General features: G+C 68.6%; 17 protein-coding genes. 6 read left to right on the plus strand and 11 right to left on the minus strand.

Annotation, left to right across the window (positions count from 1 at the left end; genetic code table 11):
* The first annotated feature begins 133 nt into the window (after window positions 1-133).
* Window positions 134-955: an SRPBCC family protein gene (locus FDZ84_RS14445; protein ID WP_168586323.1), complete on the plus strand. Its 822-nt coding sequence runs from the start codon at window positions 134-136 to the stop codon at window positions 953-955.
* Window positions 956-1049: 94 nt separating this feature from the next.
* Here the strand turns inward: FDZ84_RS14445 and FDZ84_RS14450 are convergent, their stop codons facing one another.
* The 3 genes from FDZ84_RS14450 to FDZ84_RS14460 form a co-directional block, all read right to left on the minus strand.
* Complete coding sequence (locus FDZ84_RS14450) at window positions 1050-2039, minus strand: o-succinylbenzoate synthase (protein WP_168586324.1); 990 nt, start codon at window positions 2037-2039, stop codon at window positions 1050-1052.
* 219 nt (window positions 2040-2258) lie between these two features.
* Window positions 2259-2852, minus strand: coding sequence for a suppressor of fused domain protein (locus tag FDZ84_RS14455; protein ID WP_168586325.1), 594 nt, complete (start codon window positions 2850-2852; stop codon window positions 2259-2261).
* A 211-nt stretch (window positions 2853-3063) separates the two neighbouring features.
* Entirely contained in the window at window positions 3064-4725 is a 1662-nt protein-coding gene (locus FDZ84_RS14460) for a DNA repair helicase XPB (RefSeq protein ID WP_168586326.1), read from the minus strand.
* A gap of 299 nt (window positions 4726-5024) precedes the next feature.
* Between FDZ84_RS14460 and FDZ84_RS14465 the strand changes: the two genes are divergently transcribed.
* Window positions 5025-5270, plus strand: a complete 246-nt coding sequence (locus FDZ84_RS14465) for a DUF6444 domain-containing protein (protein WP_168586327.1) — start codon at window positions 5025-5027, stop codon at window positions 5268-5270.
* 421 nt (window positions 5271-5691) lie between these two features.
* Here the strand turns inward: FDZ84_RS14465 and FDZ84_RS14470 are convergent, their stop codons facing one another.
* Genes FDZ84_RS14470 through FDZ84_RS14490 form a run of 5 tightly spaced genes read right to left on the minus strand, consistent with a single transcriptional unit; the run spans window position 5692 to window position 10222 of the window.
* Window positions 5692-6906 carry a sensor histidine kinase KdpD gene (locus tag FDZ84_RS14470; protein ID WP_168586328.1) on the minus strand — a complete coding sequence of 405 codons (1215 nt, stop codon included), beginning with the start codon at window positions 6904-6906 and terminating at the stop codon, window positions 5692-5694.
* Window positions 6903-7583, minus strand: coding sequence for a response regulator transcription factor (locus FDZ84_RS14475; protein ID WP_168586329.1), 681 nt, complete (start codon window positions 7581-7583; stop codon window positions 6903-6905). Before FDZ84_RS14475 ends, FDZ84_RS14470 begins: the two co-directional genes overlap by 4 nt.
* Window positions 7567-8373 (minus strand): FAD:protein FMN transferase, encoded by an 807-nt coding sequence (locus FDZ84_RS14480; RefSeq protein ID WP_168586330.1) that lies wholly within the window; start codon window positions 8371-8373, stop codon window positions 7567-7569. Before FDZ84_RS14480 ends, FDZ84_RS14475 begins: the two co-directional genes overlap by 17 nt.
* A gap of 47 nt (window positions 8374-8420) precedes the next feature.
* Window positions 8421-8852, minus strand: a complete 432-nt coding sequence (locus tag FDZ84_RS14485; RefSeq protein WP_168586331.1) for an FMN-binding protein — start codon at window positions 8850-8852, stop codon at window positions 8421-8423.
* Between the two features lie 11 nt (window positions 8853-8863).
* The gene (locus tag FDZ84_RS14490) at window positions 8864-10222 is read right to left on the minus strand and encodes a ferric reductase-like transmembrane domain-containing protein (RefSeq protein WP_246869014.1); all 1359 of its coding nucleotides are present in this window, start codon (window positions 10220-10222) and stop codon (window positions 8864-8866) included.
* Window positions 10223-10420: 198 nt separating this feature from the next.
* Here FDZ84_RS14490 and FDZ84_RS14495 point away from each other — a divergent pair, with 198 nt between their 5' ends.
* The 3 genes from FDZ84_RS14495 to FDZ84_RS14505 all read left to right on the plus strand — a co-directional run bounded on the left by FDZ84_RS14495 (window position 10421) and on the right by FDZ84_RS14505 (window position 13586).
* The gene (locus FDZ84_RS14495; protein WP_168586332.1) at window positions 10421-11170 is read left to right on the plus strand and encodes a hypothetical protein; all 750 of its coding nucleotides are present in this window, start codon (window positions 10421-10423) and stop codon (window positions 11168-11170) included.
* Window positions 11171-11630: 460 nt separating this feature from the next.
* Window positions 11631-13226: a benzoylformate decarboxylase gene (gene mdlC / locus FDZ84_RS14500; protein WP_168586333.1), complete on the plus strand. Its 1596-nt coding sequence runs from the start codon at window positions 11631-11633 to the stop codon at window positions 13224-13226.
* A 105-nt stretch (window positions 13227-13331) separates the two neighbouring features.
* The gene (locus FDZ84_RS14505; RefSeq protein ID WP_168586334.1) at window positions 13332-13586 is read left to right on the plus strand and encodes a hypothetical protein; all 255 of its coding nucleotides are present in this window, start codon (window positions 13332-13334) and stop codon (window positions 13584-13586) included.
* A 657-nt stretch (window positions 13587-14243) separates the two neighbouring features.
* Here FDZ84_RS14505 and FDZ84_RS14515 read toward each other — a convergent pair.
* Both FDZ84_RS14515 and FDZ84_RS14520 read right to left on the minus strand, forming a co-directional pair.
* Window positions 14244-14432, minus strand: coding sequence for a DUF397 domain-containing protein (locus FDZ84_RS14515; RefSeq protein WP_371812857.1), 189 nt, complete (start codon window positions 14430-14432; stop codon window positions 14244-14246).
* Window positions 14414-15268, minus strand: a complete 855-nt coding sequence (locus FDZ84_RS14520; RefSeq protein WP_168586336.1) for a helix-turn-helix transcriptional regulator — start codon at window positions 15266-15268, stop codon at window positions 14414-14416. The genes FDZ84_RS14515 and FDZ84_RS14520 overlap by 19 nt, the downstream gene beginning before the upstream one ends.
* A 418-nt stretch (window positions 15269-15686) precedes the next feature.
* Here FDZ84_RS14520 and FDZ84_RS14525 point away from each other — a divergent pair, with 418 nt between their 5' ends.
* Entirely contained in the window at window positions 15687-15926 is a 240-nt protein-coding gene (locus FDZ84_RS14525) for a hypothetical protein (protein ID WP_168586337.1), read from the plus strand.
* 725 nt (window positions 15927-16651) lie between these two features.
* Here FDZ84_RS14525 and FDZ84_RS14530 read toward each other — a convergent pair.
* A complete protein-coding gene (locus FDZ84_RS14530; protein ID WP_168586338.1) occupies window positions 16652-17557 on the minus strand; it encodes an ABC transporter ATP-binding protein in 906 nt (301 codons plus the stop codon).
* Window positions 17558-17563: the final 6 nt, after the last annotated feature.

Genomic DNA, 17563 nt, shown 5'->3' on the forward strand with positions numbered 1-17563 from the left:
GGAGGCGGCCGGGTATGGACGGGGTATCCCGCAGCTGAGGCGGCGCCCGAGGTCTGGCGCGGTCTTCGAGACAGCTTCTTCAGGAAGGACGGCTCTTTCGAGCCGAGCTCGGTCGAACCAGGAGGACCCTCCAGTGCAGATGCAGCACCAGTTCAGCGTTCCGGTGCCGGTCGACGTGGCGTGGAAGGCGCTGCTCGACCCGGAGCGTGTCGCCCCGTGCATGCCCGGCGCCACGCTCACCAAGGCCGAGGGCAACGACTTCGCCGGCTCGGTCAAGGTCAAGCTCGGCCCGGTCACCCTGCTCTACAAGGGCACCGGCACCTTCAAGGAGGTCGACGAGGCCGCCCGCCGGGTGGTCATCGATGCCAGCGGCAAGGACTCGCGCGGCAGCGGCACCGCCGCCGCGACGGTAGCCGCTGTGCTCCAGCCGGAAGGCGACACCACCGCGGTCACGGTGGACACCGACCTGAAGGTCACCGGCAAGCCGGCGCAGCTCGGCCGCGGCCTGATCTCCGAGGTCGGCGGCAAGATCCTGAATCAGTTCGCGGCGAACCTCGCGAAGCGCCTCACCGAGGAGGAACCGGCGGAGGCGCCGGCCAAGGAGGCTGCGGCCCCGGCATCCGGCGGCGCGGAGAAGGCCGCGGCGTCGGCGCCTGCAGGGGAGAAGGCCGCGGCGTCGGCGCCTGCGGAGGATAAGGTCGCGGCGGGCAAGGCGAGCTGGCGGGTTACCCCGGCGGGCAGCCACGACACGTTCGCCAGCACCGCCAAGGAGGAGCCCACGCGCAAGGCGGACGCGGTGGTGACCGGCGCAGCGGCGCCGTCGGACGAGGCGATCGACCTCCTCGGCACGGCGGGAGCCCCGGTCCTCAAGCGCCTGGCCCCGGTCGCGGTGGCCGTCGTGGTCCTCGGCCTCGCGTTCCGCATCATCCGGCGCCGCCGGCGCCGCCGCGCCTGACCGCCCGGCCGTCACCCGGACCGATTCCAAACGGAGTCGTGAGTCCTTCAAGCAGCCGTAACGGCCCGCAGACAGCCGTAACGGCCCGCAGGACTCACGACTCCGCGAGCAGGCCGTGCACCCGGCGGAGCCGGTCGAGCCAGTACCGCTGCACATCGGCAGGCGGCGTAGCCGCCGCGACCAGAGCAGGATCCGGCACCGGCGGACGGCGGAGCACCGGCAGGTGGCCGTCCACGGGCAGCAGCGAGTCGGCGACGACGTCGCCGTCGAGCAGCGCCACCGTGCCGAGGCCGCAGGCGAAGGGGAGCTCGGGTAGCGAGCCCGCCAGGGCGAGCTGCGCGGCGAGGCCGACGCTGCTCTCCACTGCGGAGGACACGACGCAGGGCAGGCCGCAGGCCTCGGCGACGCGCAGCGCGCGGCGGACGCCGCCCAGCGGCGTGGCCTTGATGATCGCGACGTCGGCCGCTCCGGCGACCGCCACGCGCAGCGGGTCCTCGGCGCGGCGGATGCTCTCGTCGGCCGCGATCCGGACGTCCACCCGGCGGCGGACCGCGGCGAGTTCGTCGATCGTCGGGCACGGTTGTTCCGCGTACTCCAGGCCTCCGGCCGCCTTGTCCAGCTCGTGGATGCGGGTGATCGCCGTTTCGACGTCCCAGGCGGCGTTGGCGTCGACCCGGATCGCGCCGTCCGGGCCAAGCGCGTCGCGGACCGCGGCTACGCGTTCGACGTCGTCACCGGGGGACTGGCCGGGCTCGGCGATCTTGACCTTCGCCGTGCCGCAGCCGGACGCCGCGACGATTGCCGCGGCCTTCTCCGCCGGCACGGCGGGCACCGTGCAGTTGACCGGGATGCGGTCGCGCACCGGCTCCGGCCATTCCTCGGTGCACGCCTCCAGCGCCGCCCGCAGCCACGGCACCGACTGGGCGTCGTCGTAGTCCTCGAACGGGCAGAACTCACCCCACCCGGCCGGTCCGCTCAGCAGGACTCCTCGCCGGACCGTGACGCCCCGGAACTTGTTGCGCATCGGCAGCGCGTACACCCGCACCGCGCCCAACTCCGCCAAGTCGATCGTCGCAGGGGCCATGACCCGATCCTAATGAGCACGCAGCCGCCACGGCGCGTCAAGAGCACGCAACGACCGACGGCCGCTGTCGCCGCGATTTCAATGGAAATCAGAGATCCGATTTCCATTGAAATCGAAGGAGTTGTCCACATCCGTCGGCGTGTCGGGCCACGACACGCCGACGGAGTGCGATTTCCATTGAAATCGAAGGTCCGATTTCCATTGAAATCGCACTCCCACCTACACCACGCCGGGGCGGCCGAGGTCGAAGACGTCCACCTCGAACCGCGCCCACTGCTGGCGCAGCGCGGTGACGCCGTTGTCCAGGATGTAGTTCAGCTCGCCGAGGGTCACCGGCAGCAGCGTGAACACCTGGAGCTGCTCCACGCCGTCCGGATCGGTGAACCTGGTGAACTCCGGCGGGAACAGCGGGTGGCCGCTGGCGAGCACCCCGTGGAACTCGGTGCCCGGCAGCAGCGGCTGCTCGTTCGGCACGATCTGGTCCGGCACCAGGTGGGTTCGCTGCTGCACCAGCACTCCGGCGGTGAGGTCGACTAGGTGCCGGGCGGCTTCGGTCTGCTCCTTGTAGACCGTGCAGGCGAGCTCCTGGGCGGGTTCGGCGCCCAGCGGCTGGAAGCGCAGCCCGGTGCTGATCACCGTGGTCAGGTGGTACTGCTCCAGGTGGAAGAACACCAGCCCGTAGCCGCGGTTGGTGCCGTGCACGTTCGGGGGCTCGGCCCCGGTCGGCGCCCCCGCGTGGCGTTCGAGGCTTTCCGCGAGTCCGACGAACCGGTGCGCTCCGCCCAGTGCCGCACGTTCCTGCTCGGTGGCCATCCGATCTCCAGTGTCTTGCGGGACGCCCGCACCCCGTGTTCATTCCGGCGCCCAAACCCGAGCCCGCCCCCAGCCTGAGCCCGCGGACGCCGCACCCGAGTCGGCGAGCCTGCGCAGCTCATCGGGTGTTGCGCGCGTTCATCGCAACGGTAGCCGCCGCAGGACCCAACTCGGACACTTTTGGATGACAGCTGACCGTCCCCAAAAGTCGTCACCCGACGTCCGGGATGGCGGGCCCGAGCAGGTCGTCGGCGTCGACGATCCGGTACGCGTAGCCCTGCTCGGCGAGGAACCGCTGCCGGTGCGCCGCGTAGTCGGTGTCCAGGGTGTCCCGCGAGACGACCGAGTAGAAGTGCGCCTGCTTGCGCTTGGCCTTCGGCCGCAGCAGCCGACCGAGCCGCTGCGCCTCCTCCTGCCGCGACCCGAACGTCCCGGACACCTGCACCGCGACCGAGGCCTCCGGCAGGTCGATCGAGAAGTTCGCCACCTTCGACACCACGAGCCGCTTGATCTCGCCGCGCCGGAAGGCGTCGAACAGTGCCTCGCGCTCCTTGTTCTTCGTCGAACCCTCCACGATAGGCGCGTTCAGCGCCTCGCCCAGCTCGTGCAGCTGCTCCAGGTACGCGCCGATGACCAGGGCGGGCTCGCCCGGGTGCCGGTCCAGGATCGCCTTGACCACCGGGGCCTTGGTGCGCGCCGTGGAGCACATCTTGTAGCGCTCGTCGGCCTCGGCCGTGGCGTACTCCAGCCGCTCGTTGTCGGTCAGCGTCACCCGGACCTCGATGCACTCGGCGGGCGCGATCCAGCCCTGCGCCTCGATGTCCTTCCACGGCGCGTCGTAGCGCTTGGGCCCGATAAGCGAGAACACGTCGCCTTCCCGGCCGTCCTCGCGGACCAGGGTCGCGGTGAGCCCGAGGCGCCGCCGGGACTGCAGGTCGGCGGTCATCCGGAACACCGGCGCGGGCAGCAGGTGCACCTCGTCGTAGACCACCAGCCCCCAGTCGCGGGAGTCGAACAGCTCCAGGTGCTTGTACTCGCCCTTGGAGCGGCGAGTGATCACCTGGTAGGTCGCGATGGTGACCGGCCGGATCTCCTTCTTCTCGCCGGAGTACTCGCCGATCTCGGTTTCGGTCAGCGACGTCCGCTCGATCAGCTCCCGCTTCCACTGCCGCCCGGCGACGGTGTTGGTGACCAGGATCAACGTGGTGGCCTGCGCCTCGGCCATCGCCGCCGCGCCGACCAGTGTCTTGCCCGCGCCGCAGGGCAGCACCACGACGCCCGAGCCGCCGGCCCAGAACGACTGCACGGCCTGCGCCTGGTAGTCGCGCAGCTGCCAGCCGTCCTGCTGCAGCATGATTGGATGCGCCTCGCCGTCGACGTAACCGGCGAGGTCCTCGGCGGGCCAGCCGACCTTCAGCAGTAGCTGCTTGAGCCGCCCGCGTTCGCTGGGGTGCACGACCACGGTGTCGTCGTCGATGCGGGCGCCCAGCATCGGGTTGATCTTCTTGTTCCGCAGGATCTCTTCCAGCACCGCGCGGTCCAGCGAGTTCAGCACGAGGCCATGCGCCGGGTCGTTGGCCAGCTGCAGGCGGCCGAAGCGGCCCATCGTCTCGACGATGTCCACCAGCAGCGGCTGCGGCACGGGGTAGCGCGAGTAGCGCACCAGCCCGTCCACCACCTGCTCCGCGTCGTGCCCGGCGGCGCGAGCGTTCCACAGCGCGAGCGGCGTGATGCGGTAGGTGTGCACGTGCTCCGGGGCGCGCTCCAGCTCCGCGAACGGTGCGATGGCGGTACGGGTCTCGTCGGCGAGGTCGTGGTCGACCTCGAGCAGCAGGGTCTTGTCAGACTGGACGATCAGGGGTCCGTCGGTCACGGGTGCGCAGCTCCCTCGGGTCGGACGGCTTCTTCGCAGGTGATCAGCGGTGTCGGGGACACCTGTCGGACTCCGCACCCAGTATTCCACCATCGCGGACCGCACTCCCCGGCCCGGGTGCCGCCTACGGCAGGCGACGAGTCTTACCGTAAACATTCACCGGGTGCGCGGAGAGTGTGGGTTCTAGTGTTGAGCTGACAGTCGGTGATCAAGTGGGGGCCGGTGATCACGGCGTTGATCGGATGCGGTGTGATCGTGAAGTGCCGGTGCCGGATGAGTTGTCTCGCGACGAGTTGATCGTGCTCGTCGGTGAGCAGGCGAGCCGGATCGCTACTCAGGATGGGCAGATCGCTGCGATGGCCACCCAGATCTCAGAGTTGGTGGAGGCCAACGAGGTGCTGGGTGACAGGCTGGCCAAGCTGGAGTATCTCCTGTCACGGAACTCGTCGAACTCGTCGTCGCCTCCGTCCAAGGACGATGATCTGGGGAAGGCGCCACCGCCGGCGAAGTCGAAACATCCAAATGATCGACGAAGATTCCGATGAGAATACGTCCGCCCAGCCGCTGCTCAGGCAATGTGAAGTGCACGCGGTTCCGTGCGGGGTGCTGTTTCGCATGCCACTTGACACTGGGCGAGGCGCAAGAACTGCTGGACCCAGCCGTACAACGGCCTGAGATCGACATACGGCTGCGAACTGACGGAAAAGGTAATGCGGCGAGACCGTCGGAGCCCCGACCTGTCTGGTCTCTAGACCAGGGCTCGTATGTGCATCCGAATTGACCGTGTGGACGATCAGGGGGCCGTCGATCGCGGGGTGTGCAGTTCCCTCGGGTCGGACGGTTTCTTCGCAGGTGATCAGCGATGCCGGGGGCATCTGTCGGACTCCGCACCCAGTATTCCACCGTCGCCGCTACCACCCGTCCGGGCACTGGTGGCGGGGTGCTTCGCCGGTTGCGGTTGCGGGCTCAGCGGGCCGGCAGGACCAACCGCAGGGCGGTTCCCCCGGCATCCGGGCGCCGGGCCGAGACGGACCCGCCGTGCCGTGCCGCGATCTCGCTGACCAGCGCCAGCCCGAGGCCGTAGCGCCGGGTCCCGCGCTCGGTGCCGCCGGGGGCCGAGGAGAACCGCTTGAACAACGTCGGCAAGATCGCCGGGTCGATGCCGGGCCCGTCGTCGACCACCTCGACCATCGTCGAGCGCGTGTCGGTGCTGAGCTCCACCCGCACGTCCACTCGCGCGTGCCGGACCGCGTTGTCCAACAGCGCGTTCAGCGCGCGCAGCAGGCCCGCGTCGAAGCCGATGACCTCGATCGGGCCGGGCGCTTCGAGCCGCACCGAAACGCCCTGCCGCTCGGCTGCCGGGCGGGCGGCGGACACCGCCTGCTCGGCGAGCTCGGTGAGCGCCACCGGGCGCAGGGGCATCTCGCCGCGCGGGTCGGCGGTCAGCAGCAGGTCTTCGAGGATCGTCGCGAGCCGGTCGGCATCCGCGACCAGACCGTCCACATCGGACCGGATGCGGTCCGGGCCGGCGTCTCGGCCGAGCCTACGGCGGACCAACTGGGCCCGGGTGCTCAACAGCGTCAACGGGGTGCGCAACTCGTGGCTCGCATCGGCGACGAAACGCCGTTGCAGCGCTAGTGCTTCCGCCAGCGGTGCCACCGCGCGCCGCCCCAGCCACGCTCCGGCCAGGCCCGCGAGCACCAGGCCCGCGCCTCCGGCGATGACCAGCGCCTGGATGATGCGGATGCGTTCGGCGTGCGCGTCGCGCAAGCTCAGCACCGCTTGCACGACGTCCGCCCCGTGCGGCTGGGTGCGGACGTAGAACTCGCGCCCCTCCACCACGACGTCCGCCGACCGCGTGGCGCGGTCCTGGGAGGTTCGCCGCAGCGTTTCTTCATCGGGCAACCCTCGCGGCATCCCCGGGGACACCTGCTCGCGGTCACCCGAGCGCACCACCAGCCACACGCCGGCCGGCGGGTCGCTCACGTCGTCGATGCGAGCGGTGGCGGTGCTCAGCAGCTCGTCCTGCGCCCGGTGCTGGTTGTGCACCACTGCCAGGAGCGTGACCGCGGCGAGCAGCAACATCGCGACAGCCACCGCCGCGGCCGTTTGCAGGCCGAGGCGCAGCTGGGCCCGGCGGAGCATCGCGGCGTCCGGGGACCGCGCCTGCCGGGCCGTCACCCGGATCGCCCCAGTTGGTACCCGCGGCCGCGCACCGTGTCCACGATGCGCTTGCCGAGCTTGCGTCGCAGGTAGTGCACGTAGGTGTCCACGACGACCGGGCTCCCGGCCCCGTCGAAGACCAGCCGCAGCAGGTCGTCGCGGCCGAACACCTGTCGCGGCCGGGCCGCCAGCAGGGCGAGCAGTGCGCACTCCCGCTCCGACAACCGCACCGGTTGGCGCGCTGAGCCGGTGACCGTCCGGCTGTCGAGGTCGAGGCGGCCGTCCGGCAGGGGCAAGGATCGGGCGGTGTCGAGGTGCCTGCGCCGCAGGGCCCGCAGGCGCGCGAGCAGCTCGTCGACGTCGAAGGGCTTCGGCAGGTAGTCCTCCGCCCCCGCGTCCAGCCCGGCCACCCGGTCCGCCGGGTTGCCCAGCGCGGACAGCACCAGCGCGGGCGTGGCCACACCCCGCGCCCGCAAGCGGGTGAGCAGGTCTAGGCCTTCGAGGGCGGGCAGCCCTCGATCGAGCACGATCAGGTCGTAGTCGCGGGTGAGCCCGAGGTGCAGTCCGCGCTGACCGTCTGCTGCGCCGTCGACGGAGTAGCCCTCCTCGCCCAGCAGCGAGGCCAGCATCTCGGCGAGCTCCGGGTCGTCCTCGACCAGCAGCAGCCGCGGTGGTGCGTCAGCGGCCGGATCCATGAGGCCATTCTTCCTGCTGCGACCGCGGCGCAGCGGTCGCGCCCCGGCAGGCCGCCAGCAGCTCCGGGGTCACCACCGGCTCGTCGAGCAGGGGAGACCGGTGCACCCGGCGCTCGGCGTCGACGGCGAACACCAGGCAGCCGGGCTGGGCCGCGGCCCACGCGATGCCCTCGACGCCCATCGCGAACGCGGCGGTCGAGACGGCGTCGGCCGTGGTGAGGTCGGGGGCCAGCACGGTCAGGCTCACCAGCTCGCGCGCGGGGCGGCCGGTGCGGCCATCGACGACGTGGGCGCCGCGCTCGTAGCTGCCGGAGGTGGCGACCGCGCAGTCGCGCACGTCGAACACCGCGCACACCTGGTGGGCGAGCTCGGGATGGCGGATGCCGACCCGCCAAGCGCGGCCGGGTTCGGGCTCGCCGACGGCGAGGACGTCCCCGCCGGCGTTGAGGCAGAAGCGGCCGGCCCCCGCCGCGTGCAGCAGCAGCCCGGCCCGTTGCACCGCCCATCCCTTGACCACGCCGCAGGGGTCGAAGGGACGCCCCGGCAGCCAGGCGCGGAACGCCCCGCCGCTGTCCCGCTCGTAGCGCAGGCAGAGATCGATGATCTCGGCGAGTTCCGGGCTGGCGTGCTCTGGCAGCGTCCGGTCGCCGCTGCACCGCCGGACCTCGCTGCCCTCCCGGAAGGGGCTGAACCGGCGGTCCACCTCCCGCAGCCAGTCGAAGGCCCGCGACGCGGCGGCGAGCGCCGGTGGCGGGGCCGACCGCACGTCCATCGAAATCGGCAGGCCCATGACGTGCTCCACGCGCCGGATGTGGGAACCCGTTCCGCTCGCCACGGCTACCCGCCCTGGGAGTCGATCGCGGCCTGCAGGGACTCGGCGTAGGCCTCGCTGGTGGTGGTGGCACCGGACACCGCGTCGAGCTTCGCGCTCTGCGCCCGCAGCGCCTCCTGCCGCAGCGTCGGAGCGGCGCCGCCGGCGATCCGCCTGCTGCGCCGGTCGGCGGGCTCGGTGATCAGCTGGACGTCGGTGATCGTGGTGCCGGTGAACACCACCCGCACCTGGTAGGGCCCGTACTCGGTCCGCACCAGCGAGCCGTCGACGGACTTGCCCGGTCCCGGGGGAGCGGTCCCTGCCTGGGGTGGAGTCGAAGGTGCGGCGGGCTGCGGGGCGGGCGCCGCGCGCGTCGCCGCGCCGGTGTCCGGCTGGTAGCGCAACAGCGGGAGCGAACCCGCGATCGCGAGGGCCAGGATCACGACGAAACGTCGCATGTCATCACTCCTCAGGCCGCGAAGGCGAATCGTTCGGTGTGGCACTGGTCCCGGGGTACTTCGAGGTCGCGCAGGGCGCCGAGGACCGTGTCGGTCATGCCGGGCGGACCGCAGAGGAAGACGTCTCGGTGCTGGACACCCGGCACCAGGGCGGCGATGTGCTGCGGGCCCATGATCGGTCCATGGCGGCCGACCGCGGTCGCGGGACCGATCACGACGTGCAGCCGGGCCCCGACCCGCTTCGCCAGCCACTGCAACTCCGAGACCAGCACCGCGTCCTGCCGATCGCGGACGCGGTAGAGCACCACGACGTCGTTGCGGGTTCGGGAGAATTCCTCCAGCAGCGCGCGGATCGGCGTCACCCCGACCCCGCCGCCGATCAGCAGGACACCGCGATGGGTGCACTGCTCGGCGGTGAACGCGCCGTAGGGGCCTTCGGCGAGGACCCGCGTTCCCACCCGCAGGTTGCGCAGCGCGGCGCTGCCGTCGCCGAGCGCTTTCACCGTGATGCGCAGCGTCTTCCCGTTCGGCATGGCCGACAGCGAGTACGGATGGGCTTGCGTCCAAAGGCCTTTGGCGACGAACCGCCACAGGAAGAACTGGCCGGCCCGCGCGGGCAGCCGGTCCAGCCGACGACCGCCGATGTGGACCGACACCACGTCCGGGCCTTCCGGGACCACCGCCACCACCCGGGTGTCGTGCCGCACCATCCGCCAGATCGGCAGCAGGAACCGGAACACCAGCACCGCGCCGAGGGCCGCGCCGTAGAGGGTCCACCAGTAGGCCCGGCCGATCGGGTTGGCGGCGAAGTCGTTGCCGATCGTCACCTGGTGTAGGAAGCCGAGCACGACGGCCAGGTAGGCCCCGAGGTGCAGGAGGTGCCAGGTCTCGTACCGCATCCGCCGTCGAGCGGCCTGCGCGGAGGTGGCGCCGACCACGACGAGCAGGAGCGTGCCCGCCGCGGCCAGCAGCACGTCCCGGGTTTCGAGCACCAGCGATGCGAACTCCGGGAGCACCGGGCTGCCGTCCTGCTCGGCGTACCCGACCGTGATCAGCATGACGTGCGCGAGCACCAGCCAGAGGACCCAGCTGCCCGTCCACCGGTGCCAGCTCGTGAGCCGGTCCATGCCCAGCCGTCGTTCCAGCCAGGGCACCCGCGCGATGAGCACCAGCTGCAGCACCAGCACCAACGCACCGCCGAGACCGGTCAACCGGCCCAGCGCCAGCACCAGGCCCTGCGGACCGGCCAGCACGCCCGCCTCGCCGCCGAGCATGAAGAGGTCGACCACCCACATCGCGTTGAGCGCCAGCAGGGCCAGGAGCCACCACTGCGCGTCGCCCGCCCGTGTCCCGCGCCGAATCGATCGCACGTCGCCGAGTCTCGACCGCGTTTCTGGGAAGAACTTTGGAAAGCACCGGGCAACCGGCGCGGGGACGCGGGCGTGCTGCGAACGGTGATCGCGTGCTTCCGCTGCGTGTTCCACCATTGCCGCGATCACCCGATCGGGCACTGTTGGTGGGGGTAACTCGGCTAAATTGCTCGTTGCGAACAGAAAACCGGAGGAGCAGTGAGTTATCCACCGCAAGATCCGTACGGAGCGCAGTCCGGACCGTACGGTGGGCAGTCGGGCCAGTACCCCTCGGGGTCGTACCCGTCGGGCCAGTACCCGCCGCAGAACGGCTCGGACGACTTCTGGCGCCACGTCGCGGGAAACCAGCCCCCGATGCCGCCGAAGAAGAGCCGCACCGGGCTCATCGTCGCCCTGGCCGGCGCCGGTGCGGTGGTGGTCATCGGCATCGTGGTGACGATCATCCTGGTGGTCGTGAACAGCAACGGCGGCAGCAACACCAGCCACAACGCCGGCAGCACGACCAGCAGCAGTCCGACCGGCACCGGCAGCACGAGCTCCAGCACGAGCACCAGCTCCAGCAGCCAGTTCGCGGTCGGCAACTGCGTCGACCTGCTCAGCGAGAAGGGCGGCGACATGAACGCCGCGACCTGCGGTTCCGCGGACTCGGACTACGAGATCGTCGACGTCCAGCGCGGCACCGACCACTCGGTGTGCGGGGACAACTACAGCAACGTCACCGGCAGCAAGACCTACTGCATCGTCTTGGACGTCAAGGCGGGCGACTGCCTCACGGGGTTCAACGACTCCGTCGACGTCCTGCCGCTGAAGATCGACTGCAGCACGGCAGACGACCAGGTGACCGAGGTAGCCAACAGCACCGACCCGAAGATCGCCTGTGCGCAGGGCGAGGGCTACTACGTCTTCGCGGACCGCACCGTCTGCTTCGGTGACGTCCAGGGTGCCTGAGCGGTCGTGAGTGTGCGACCGGGCCCGGCACCCCTGTACCCGGGCCCTGTCCCCGTGCCCGGTCGCACTCACGACCCCGGATTTCCGGTAAATCGGGCCATTTCCGCTGATCGGCCGTGGCGGGCCCGTCGTCTCGACTAGGTTTGCCCGACCTAGATCGTTTCCGGAGGTCGGCGACTGCCTGCGCGTCCCGGTGGCCGGTATCGAGACCAGGGTGCGCTGCGACGAACCGGGCGCGAAACGAGCGGGTCACCGGGGTGACGTCGAACACCGGCGGCGCGGCGGTTTGCCCGCCCGGGACGAGCCGGACGGCGATCTACCCCGATCCGGCGCGAACGGTGTGCACCGTGCCGTCCGCTCAGTGACCAACGCGATCTGGTTCCGCTGCCCTCGATGTGATGTCGTGTCTGGGCAACCCCGCAGGTGAACGGGGGTGCTCGCACGATGAGGGAGGGCTTCGATGCGCAGCGAAGACCACACGATCCGTGACATCACCCGGGGTCTGATGCGAGAACTCGGGCTGACCACGGTGTTCGGTAACCCGGGTACGACCGAGGTGCCGTTCCTGACCGGGTGGCCGGACGATTTCCGCTACGTGCTCGGCCTGCAGGAGTCAGTGGTCGTCGCGATGGCCGACGGTTACGCGCAGTCCCGCCGGGAGCCGGTGCTGGTCAACCTGCACTCCGCCGGCGGCGTGGGGCACGCGCTCGGCGCGATCTTCACCGCGTACCGCAACCGGACGCCGATGATCGTGACGGCCGGGCAGCAGACCCGCACCCTGATGTTCGACGAGCCGTTTCTCGGTGCCACCGACGCCGCCGATTTCCCCAAGCCGTACGTGAAATGGAGCTACGAGCCGGCCCGCGCGGCGGACGTCCCCGCGGCCCTGGTGCGCGCCTACCAGCTGGCGACGACCCCGCCGTACGGCCCGGTTTTCGTGTCGATCCCGGCCGACGACTGGGACGAGCCGGGCGTGCCGGTGACGGCCCGGCCGCGCACCCCCGGTTCCGCCCCGGACCCGGCCGTCGTCGCCGACCTCGCCGAGGCGCTGCGGAGCTGCGAGCGCCCGGCGTTCGTCGTCGGCCCGGCGGTGGACGCCGACGGCGTCGTCGAGGACCTCGTCGACCTGGCGGAGAAGGCGCAGGCGGCTGTTTACGTGGCGCCGATGTCGCCGCGCTGCTCGTTCCCCGAGGACCACCCGCAGTTCGCCGGTTTCCTGCAGCCCGAGCAGCGGTTGCTGACCGCTGAGCTCGCCGGGCACGACCTCGTCGTGGTGTGGGGCGCGCCAGCGTTCACCTACCACGTGTACCGCGGCGAGAGCGAAGTCGAGCTGCCCGAGCTCTTCCTGGTGCATGACGATCCGCAGGTGCTCGGCCGGGCCCGGGAGGGGCGCGGCGTGCTGGGCACGCTGGCGCATTCTGTGCGGCAAGTCAACGAGAAGGTCGAGGCGCAGCAGCGAAGCGCGCCGACGACCTACCGGCGGCCGCCGAAACCGGCCGCGTCCACGCCGATGACCGCCGCCTACGTCTTCGACACGATCGCCGGGGCGCTGCCCGCGGACGCGGCTGTGGTGGAGGAAACCCCCAGCCACCGCAACGACCTGCACGAGCACTTCCCGATCCGGTCCACCGATGGCGGGTTCTTCACCGGATTCTCCGGCGCGCTCGGCTACGGCATCGGCGCGGCCGTCGGGGTGGCGATGGCGGACCCGACGCGGCGCACGGTCGCGCTGATCGGCGACGGTTCCAGCATGTATGGGATCCAGTCGGTGTGGACCGCGGTCCGGGAGCACGCTCCCGTCACGTTCGTGATCATGGACAACTCGCGGTACGCGGCGGTGGCGGTGCTGGGCGAGGCGGCGGGCGGCAGCAAGCTACCCGGCGTGGATCTCGGCGGCATCGACTTCGCCGCGCTGGCCACCGGCCTGGGCTGCCGGACCAAGCTGGTCCAGTCCCCGGCGGAGCTGGACGCGGCCCTCGTGGAGGAGTTCGCGGGCCGGGCCGGACCGACCCTCCTGCACGTCAGGGTCGACCCGGGCCAGCGCTACCTGTACTGACTTGGCGTTCCACCTGCCCAGGCCGTTCACGCCTGATGGTCGTGGGCTCGTCGAAGTCGTCGGGGCGTCGGGGTCTGTGGTGGGGAATCCCGGTGGTATGTGGAGATGTTCTTGTTCCGCCCGGTGTTCTTCGTTGCGGTTCTCGGCTTCGATGTCGGCTCTGAGGTGCCAGACCGTGTAAGCGCCTTCGCCGCCTCCGGCTTGCTGGGCCGTGGAGAACGCGATGGTTCTAGTGGTCAACTGGGTGGCGAGCATGGCGAGGACCAGCAGGTTGAACAGGACGAACGTGCTGAGCTGGATCCAGAACATCGGTGGTTCTCCTTCGGTTGGGCGAGGGGTGTCAATTTCGCGAGAAATTGACGTTCACCCGGGTGACGGTCAATTTCTCGCGAAATTGCGCCGTCCCCGGGTGATCACAGGCGGGCGGTGAGGGTGTGCCAGCAGCGCATGCAGGTGTCCTCCCGAAGCCAGTCCACTTCGGACCTGTTGTGCAGCTCCGCCGCGCCCGCTTCCGCCCCACAGAACGCCTACACCCGCTCCTCGCGCGGAGCTTTCGTTGCTGCGATGGGAAACGCGTGACGGGCGCCCGTGACCGGGCGCCAGACGTAGGTCAAGTAGTCAGCCATGGGGATTCCTTGATCGATATTTTGCAAGCCTTGCAGCCCAACGCCGAGGCTGCCATTTTGATCGAGGCGTCCATGTCTGTGATCTTCTGTGTAGCAGAAACGCAGGAACAAGTCCATTGTAGACAGATTGGTTCGGGTGGAGCTAATCTCATGGTAAACACTGAGAGGTGTCGGAAGTACAGGCTGCGCGCGAAGTTTGCGATCTATGACACTGTCAGGATGCGGATGAGTCTCGTTGACACGCCCATGCCAGGCTGCACGAAACGACGGCGCTCCCACTGGAAGCTGAACGCACCACCAAGCTATCGTTACTGCCGTACGCGTACTACTGCCGCAGCGAAGCCGACACAATGATGCCCCGGTACCAGATACCGGGGCATCATTGTTCTATTCAGCGATCGAAACGCCCGTCCTTTACCGCACGAACGAAACTTGGCACATCAACGTTCAGCATCGGACCATTCGGGTCTTTGGAATCTCGGACGCGGTCTAACGTGGTCGCTAATTCAACACATGCGCCATTTTGGTGCGAGTAGCTAGATTTCCGCCAATGATACTCGATCACGGTGAGACCTCCCATACTTCCGCCAATTTTTCAATACGTTCGAGCGACTTTTCTGGATCGAGCGTGGTCCTACGCATCCAATCGATAGCCTTGGCGTATTCTTCGATGTCGTAGTCCTGGCTAACCCATGCGCCTGAACTGTGGTGTTCGAGATATACAAGCGGGGGCGCATCAGGATACGTGAAGAAAACAAACGGACCTGACAAGCCGGGATGCCATGATGTTTTTTCGGGCATGACCCGGACTGCAACGTTAGACCGTTTTGCGTCGTCGATAATGTGCCGAAGTTGGTCTGCCATGACGGCGTTACATGCGATTGGGGACAGCAGCGCCGCTTCGCCAATGATAGCCTCATAGTTGACAGGCTTGGACACCGTTGTAACTACATCGCGCCTGCCAGCATTGACCACCAAACGGACGCCGATTTCCTCATGCTGCAAACCGCCCGCTTCCTTGATTGAGCGCGTGTAGTCAGGAGTTTGCAGCAGTCCGGGAATGACCAACGGTTCCCAATGAGTAATCCCGGATGCCGCCCGCTCGTGTTCCGTCAGCATATCCAACTGTTGTGGAACGCCATTAACGCCAACAGTGAGCCAGTTCGGTTCTTTCGCGGCGCGCACCAATGCGAGAATCCGATTTTGCTCGCTCGATGAAACCTTTAGTGCACCAAGAATTACTCCGGTTCGCGCTTCGCCGGGAATACGCTCACCGCGTTCATATTGCGATATCTGCACTGGTGACAGGTCAACCGCTCTCGCCAGCTCGCGAACCCCGAGGCTGCTTGCCTCGCGCGCAGCACGCAGGGCGGCGCAAAGAGCCCTTGCGCAAGGCCTACCTGCGTTAACAGACATGGCACACATCCTAACGTTGCTCGTAGTCGTGTAGATCACCCGATGTGACTAAGGGTGTTACTGTTCCGTTTACAGGCACGTATTGGACATCCTACGCACTAGATAACGTTTACATCTGGAGCGTGCCGTGTCGGATAGGGATCGCGTGATCATCGCAGTACCAGCGCACACCCAGGCGTATGACCCCGGTGCGGACCTTCCGGTCCACGAGCTTGAAGGGGATTCGCATGCCTGGCACCACCATTGACGTCCTCTTGTGGTCTGCGACCTACGGCATCGAGTTACCTCTGCCCGACGCGACACGCCTTTGGTGTTCGACGTGGCGCGCGGCGGCATGGTGAGGCCGGTTCGTTCCTCCCGCGAAGACCGGCCCCACCCTCGGGCGTCCTGATAGCGGCGAGGGATGACAGGAACTCTCATGTTTGAAGCAGGAACTTCACAGCGCTACTTCTGGCTGCCAGTACCCGACGAGTCCAGCGACTACGGCCTTACACGCCACGCCTTTGCCGGTACCCGCCTCGACTCAGGCACGGCCGGTGATGCGTTCTGCGGCAACATTTTCTCCCTTGCCCAACCGTCCGAAATGGACTGGATAAATGCAAAGACATGCCAGGACTGCAACACACTGCTCAAAGAAATGAAGGGCTGGCCGACATGACCTCACCGATGTACTGGCCAGACGGCACACCTGTCGTATGCGAGCCCGACAACACCCTGACAACCGAGAACCGCGCGTATTGGTTCAACGAGCCGATCACCAGGCCCCCGATCGACCAACAGCTCAGAGACCGAATCATCCAGCGCCTTCGCGAGATCTAAAGACCCGGCTCGATGCCGCGACCTCCCCCACTCGCGGCGGCATCGAGTCGTGCGGCCGGGCGGAGTGAAAGCCCCCCGACGCACCGTCCGGCCGCTTCCCAAACCGCGAACACACCACGAAATTACCGCATGGAACCAGGGGTGCCATTACTGCAAGGCCGCTACCTACGCCAGTGCCCGCAAACGCGCGCAACGCCGAGGCGGCATCAGTTACTGCGAGGCGGCAACGGCGGCTCGACTCGTGGCCGTCGGCACCAGCAGCGCCGATCATCTACGCGACCTCGCCGCCGCGACTGAGCCGGCCCTCAGCGACTCGGCGATTCGCCGCTGCCGAAAGCTGATCAAGGCTTGAAGGGCGTCATCGCTGGAGGTCGGCGATCAGCTTGTCCGCCTCGTGGGTGGTCAGCTTGCGTAGCTCGTCCGGAATGGACGAGTCGTTGAGGATCTTTGCGAGGGAGAACAGCGCCATGGGATTGCCCGGTCGCTTTGAAGTGAAGGGCACCTCCGGCCGACTTTGTCGGTTGCCGACTTTGCCGGTCAAAGGTGCCCTTCAGCCGGATTGCGTCAGTTGTGGGCGTCGGCCTTCTCGGCCTCCGCCTTCTCGGGCTCCGTCCACTGCTTCGCCGTGGACTTCGCCGAACCGTCCACAGTGGACTCGTCGGACTTCTCCGCCGCTGCCGCCACCGAAACTTGGGCGCTGCGGACGTCGAGGAGGCGGGCCACCTCGCTGCGGAGATAGACGAAGGTCTCCGACTCGCGGGTGGTGATCTGGTCCCGCTCGTCGCCGAGCGGGATCTCCAGGTCCGCCACGATCGACGCCGGGGACTTCGACAGCACGAACACCCGGTCCGCCAGGTAGATGCTTTCGTCGATGTCGTGGGTGACCAGCAGGACCGTGCTGTCGAACTGCTTGCGGACCCGCAGCAGCAGGTCCTCCAGCTCGAAGCGGGTCTGGGCGTCCACCGAGGCGAACGGCTCGTCCATCAGCAGCAGCGACGGCCGGCAGGCCAGCGCGCGGGCGATCGACACCCGCTGCTGCATGCCGCCGGAGAGCTGCCACGGGTACTTCTTCGCGGCGGCGCCCAAGCCCACCCACTCCAGCACCTCATCGGCCCGGCTGCGCCGCTCGGCCTTGCTCAAACCCCTGGAGCGCAACGGGAATTCGACGTTGGACCGCACCGAGAGCCAGGGGAACAGCGATCGGCTGTAGTCCTGGAACACCACGGCCAGGTCGGCCGGCACGCCGTTCACGGGGGTGCCGTCCAGCCGGACGTCGCCTGCGGTGGGCTTGATCAGCCCGGAGATGGAGCGCAGCATGGTCGACTTGCCGCAGCCGGACGGGCCGACGATGCAGGCCAGTTCACCGGTGCGCACCTGGAACGTCAGGTCGGCGATGGCCTGGTGACCTTCTCCGCCGCCGTAGCGGTGTCCGAGCCCGGAGACTTCGAGCATGGTCTTGGTTTCGGTCATTGGAAT

The organism is Saccharopolyspora sp. ASAGF58 (assembly GCF_012277335.1).
In the GTDB taxonomy this organism is placed as follows: domain Bacteria; phylum Actinomycetota; class Actinomycetes; order Mycobacteriales; family Pseudonocardiaceae; genus Saccharopolyspora; species Saccharopolyspora hattusasensis.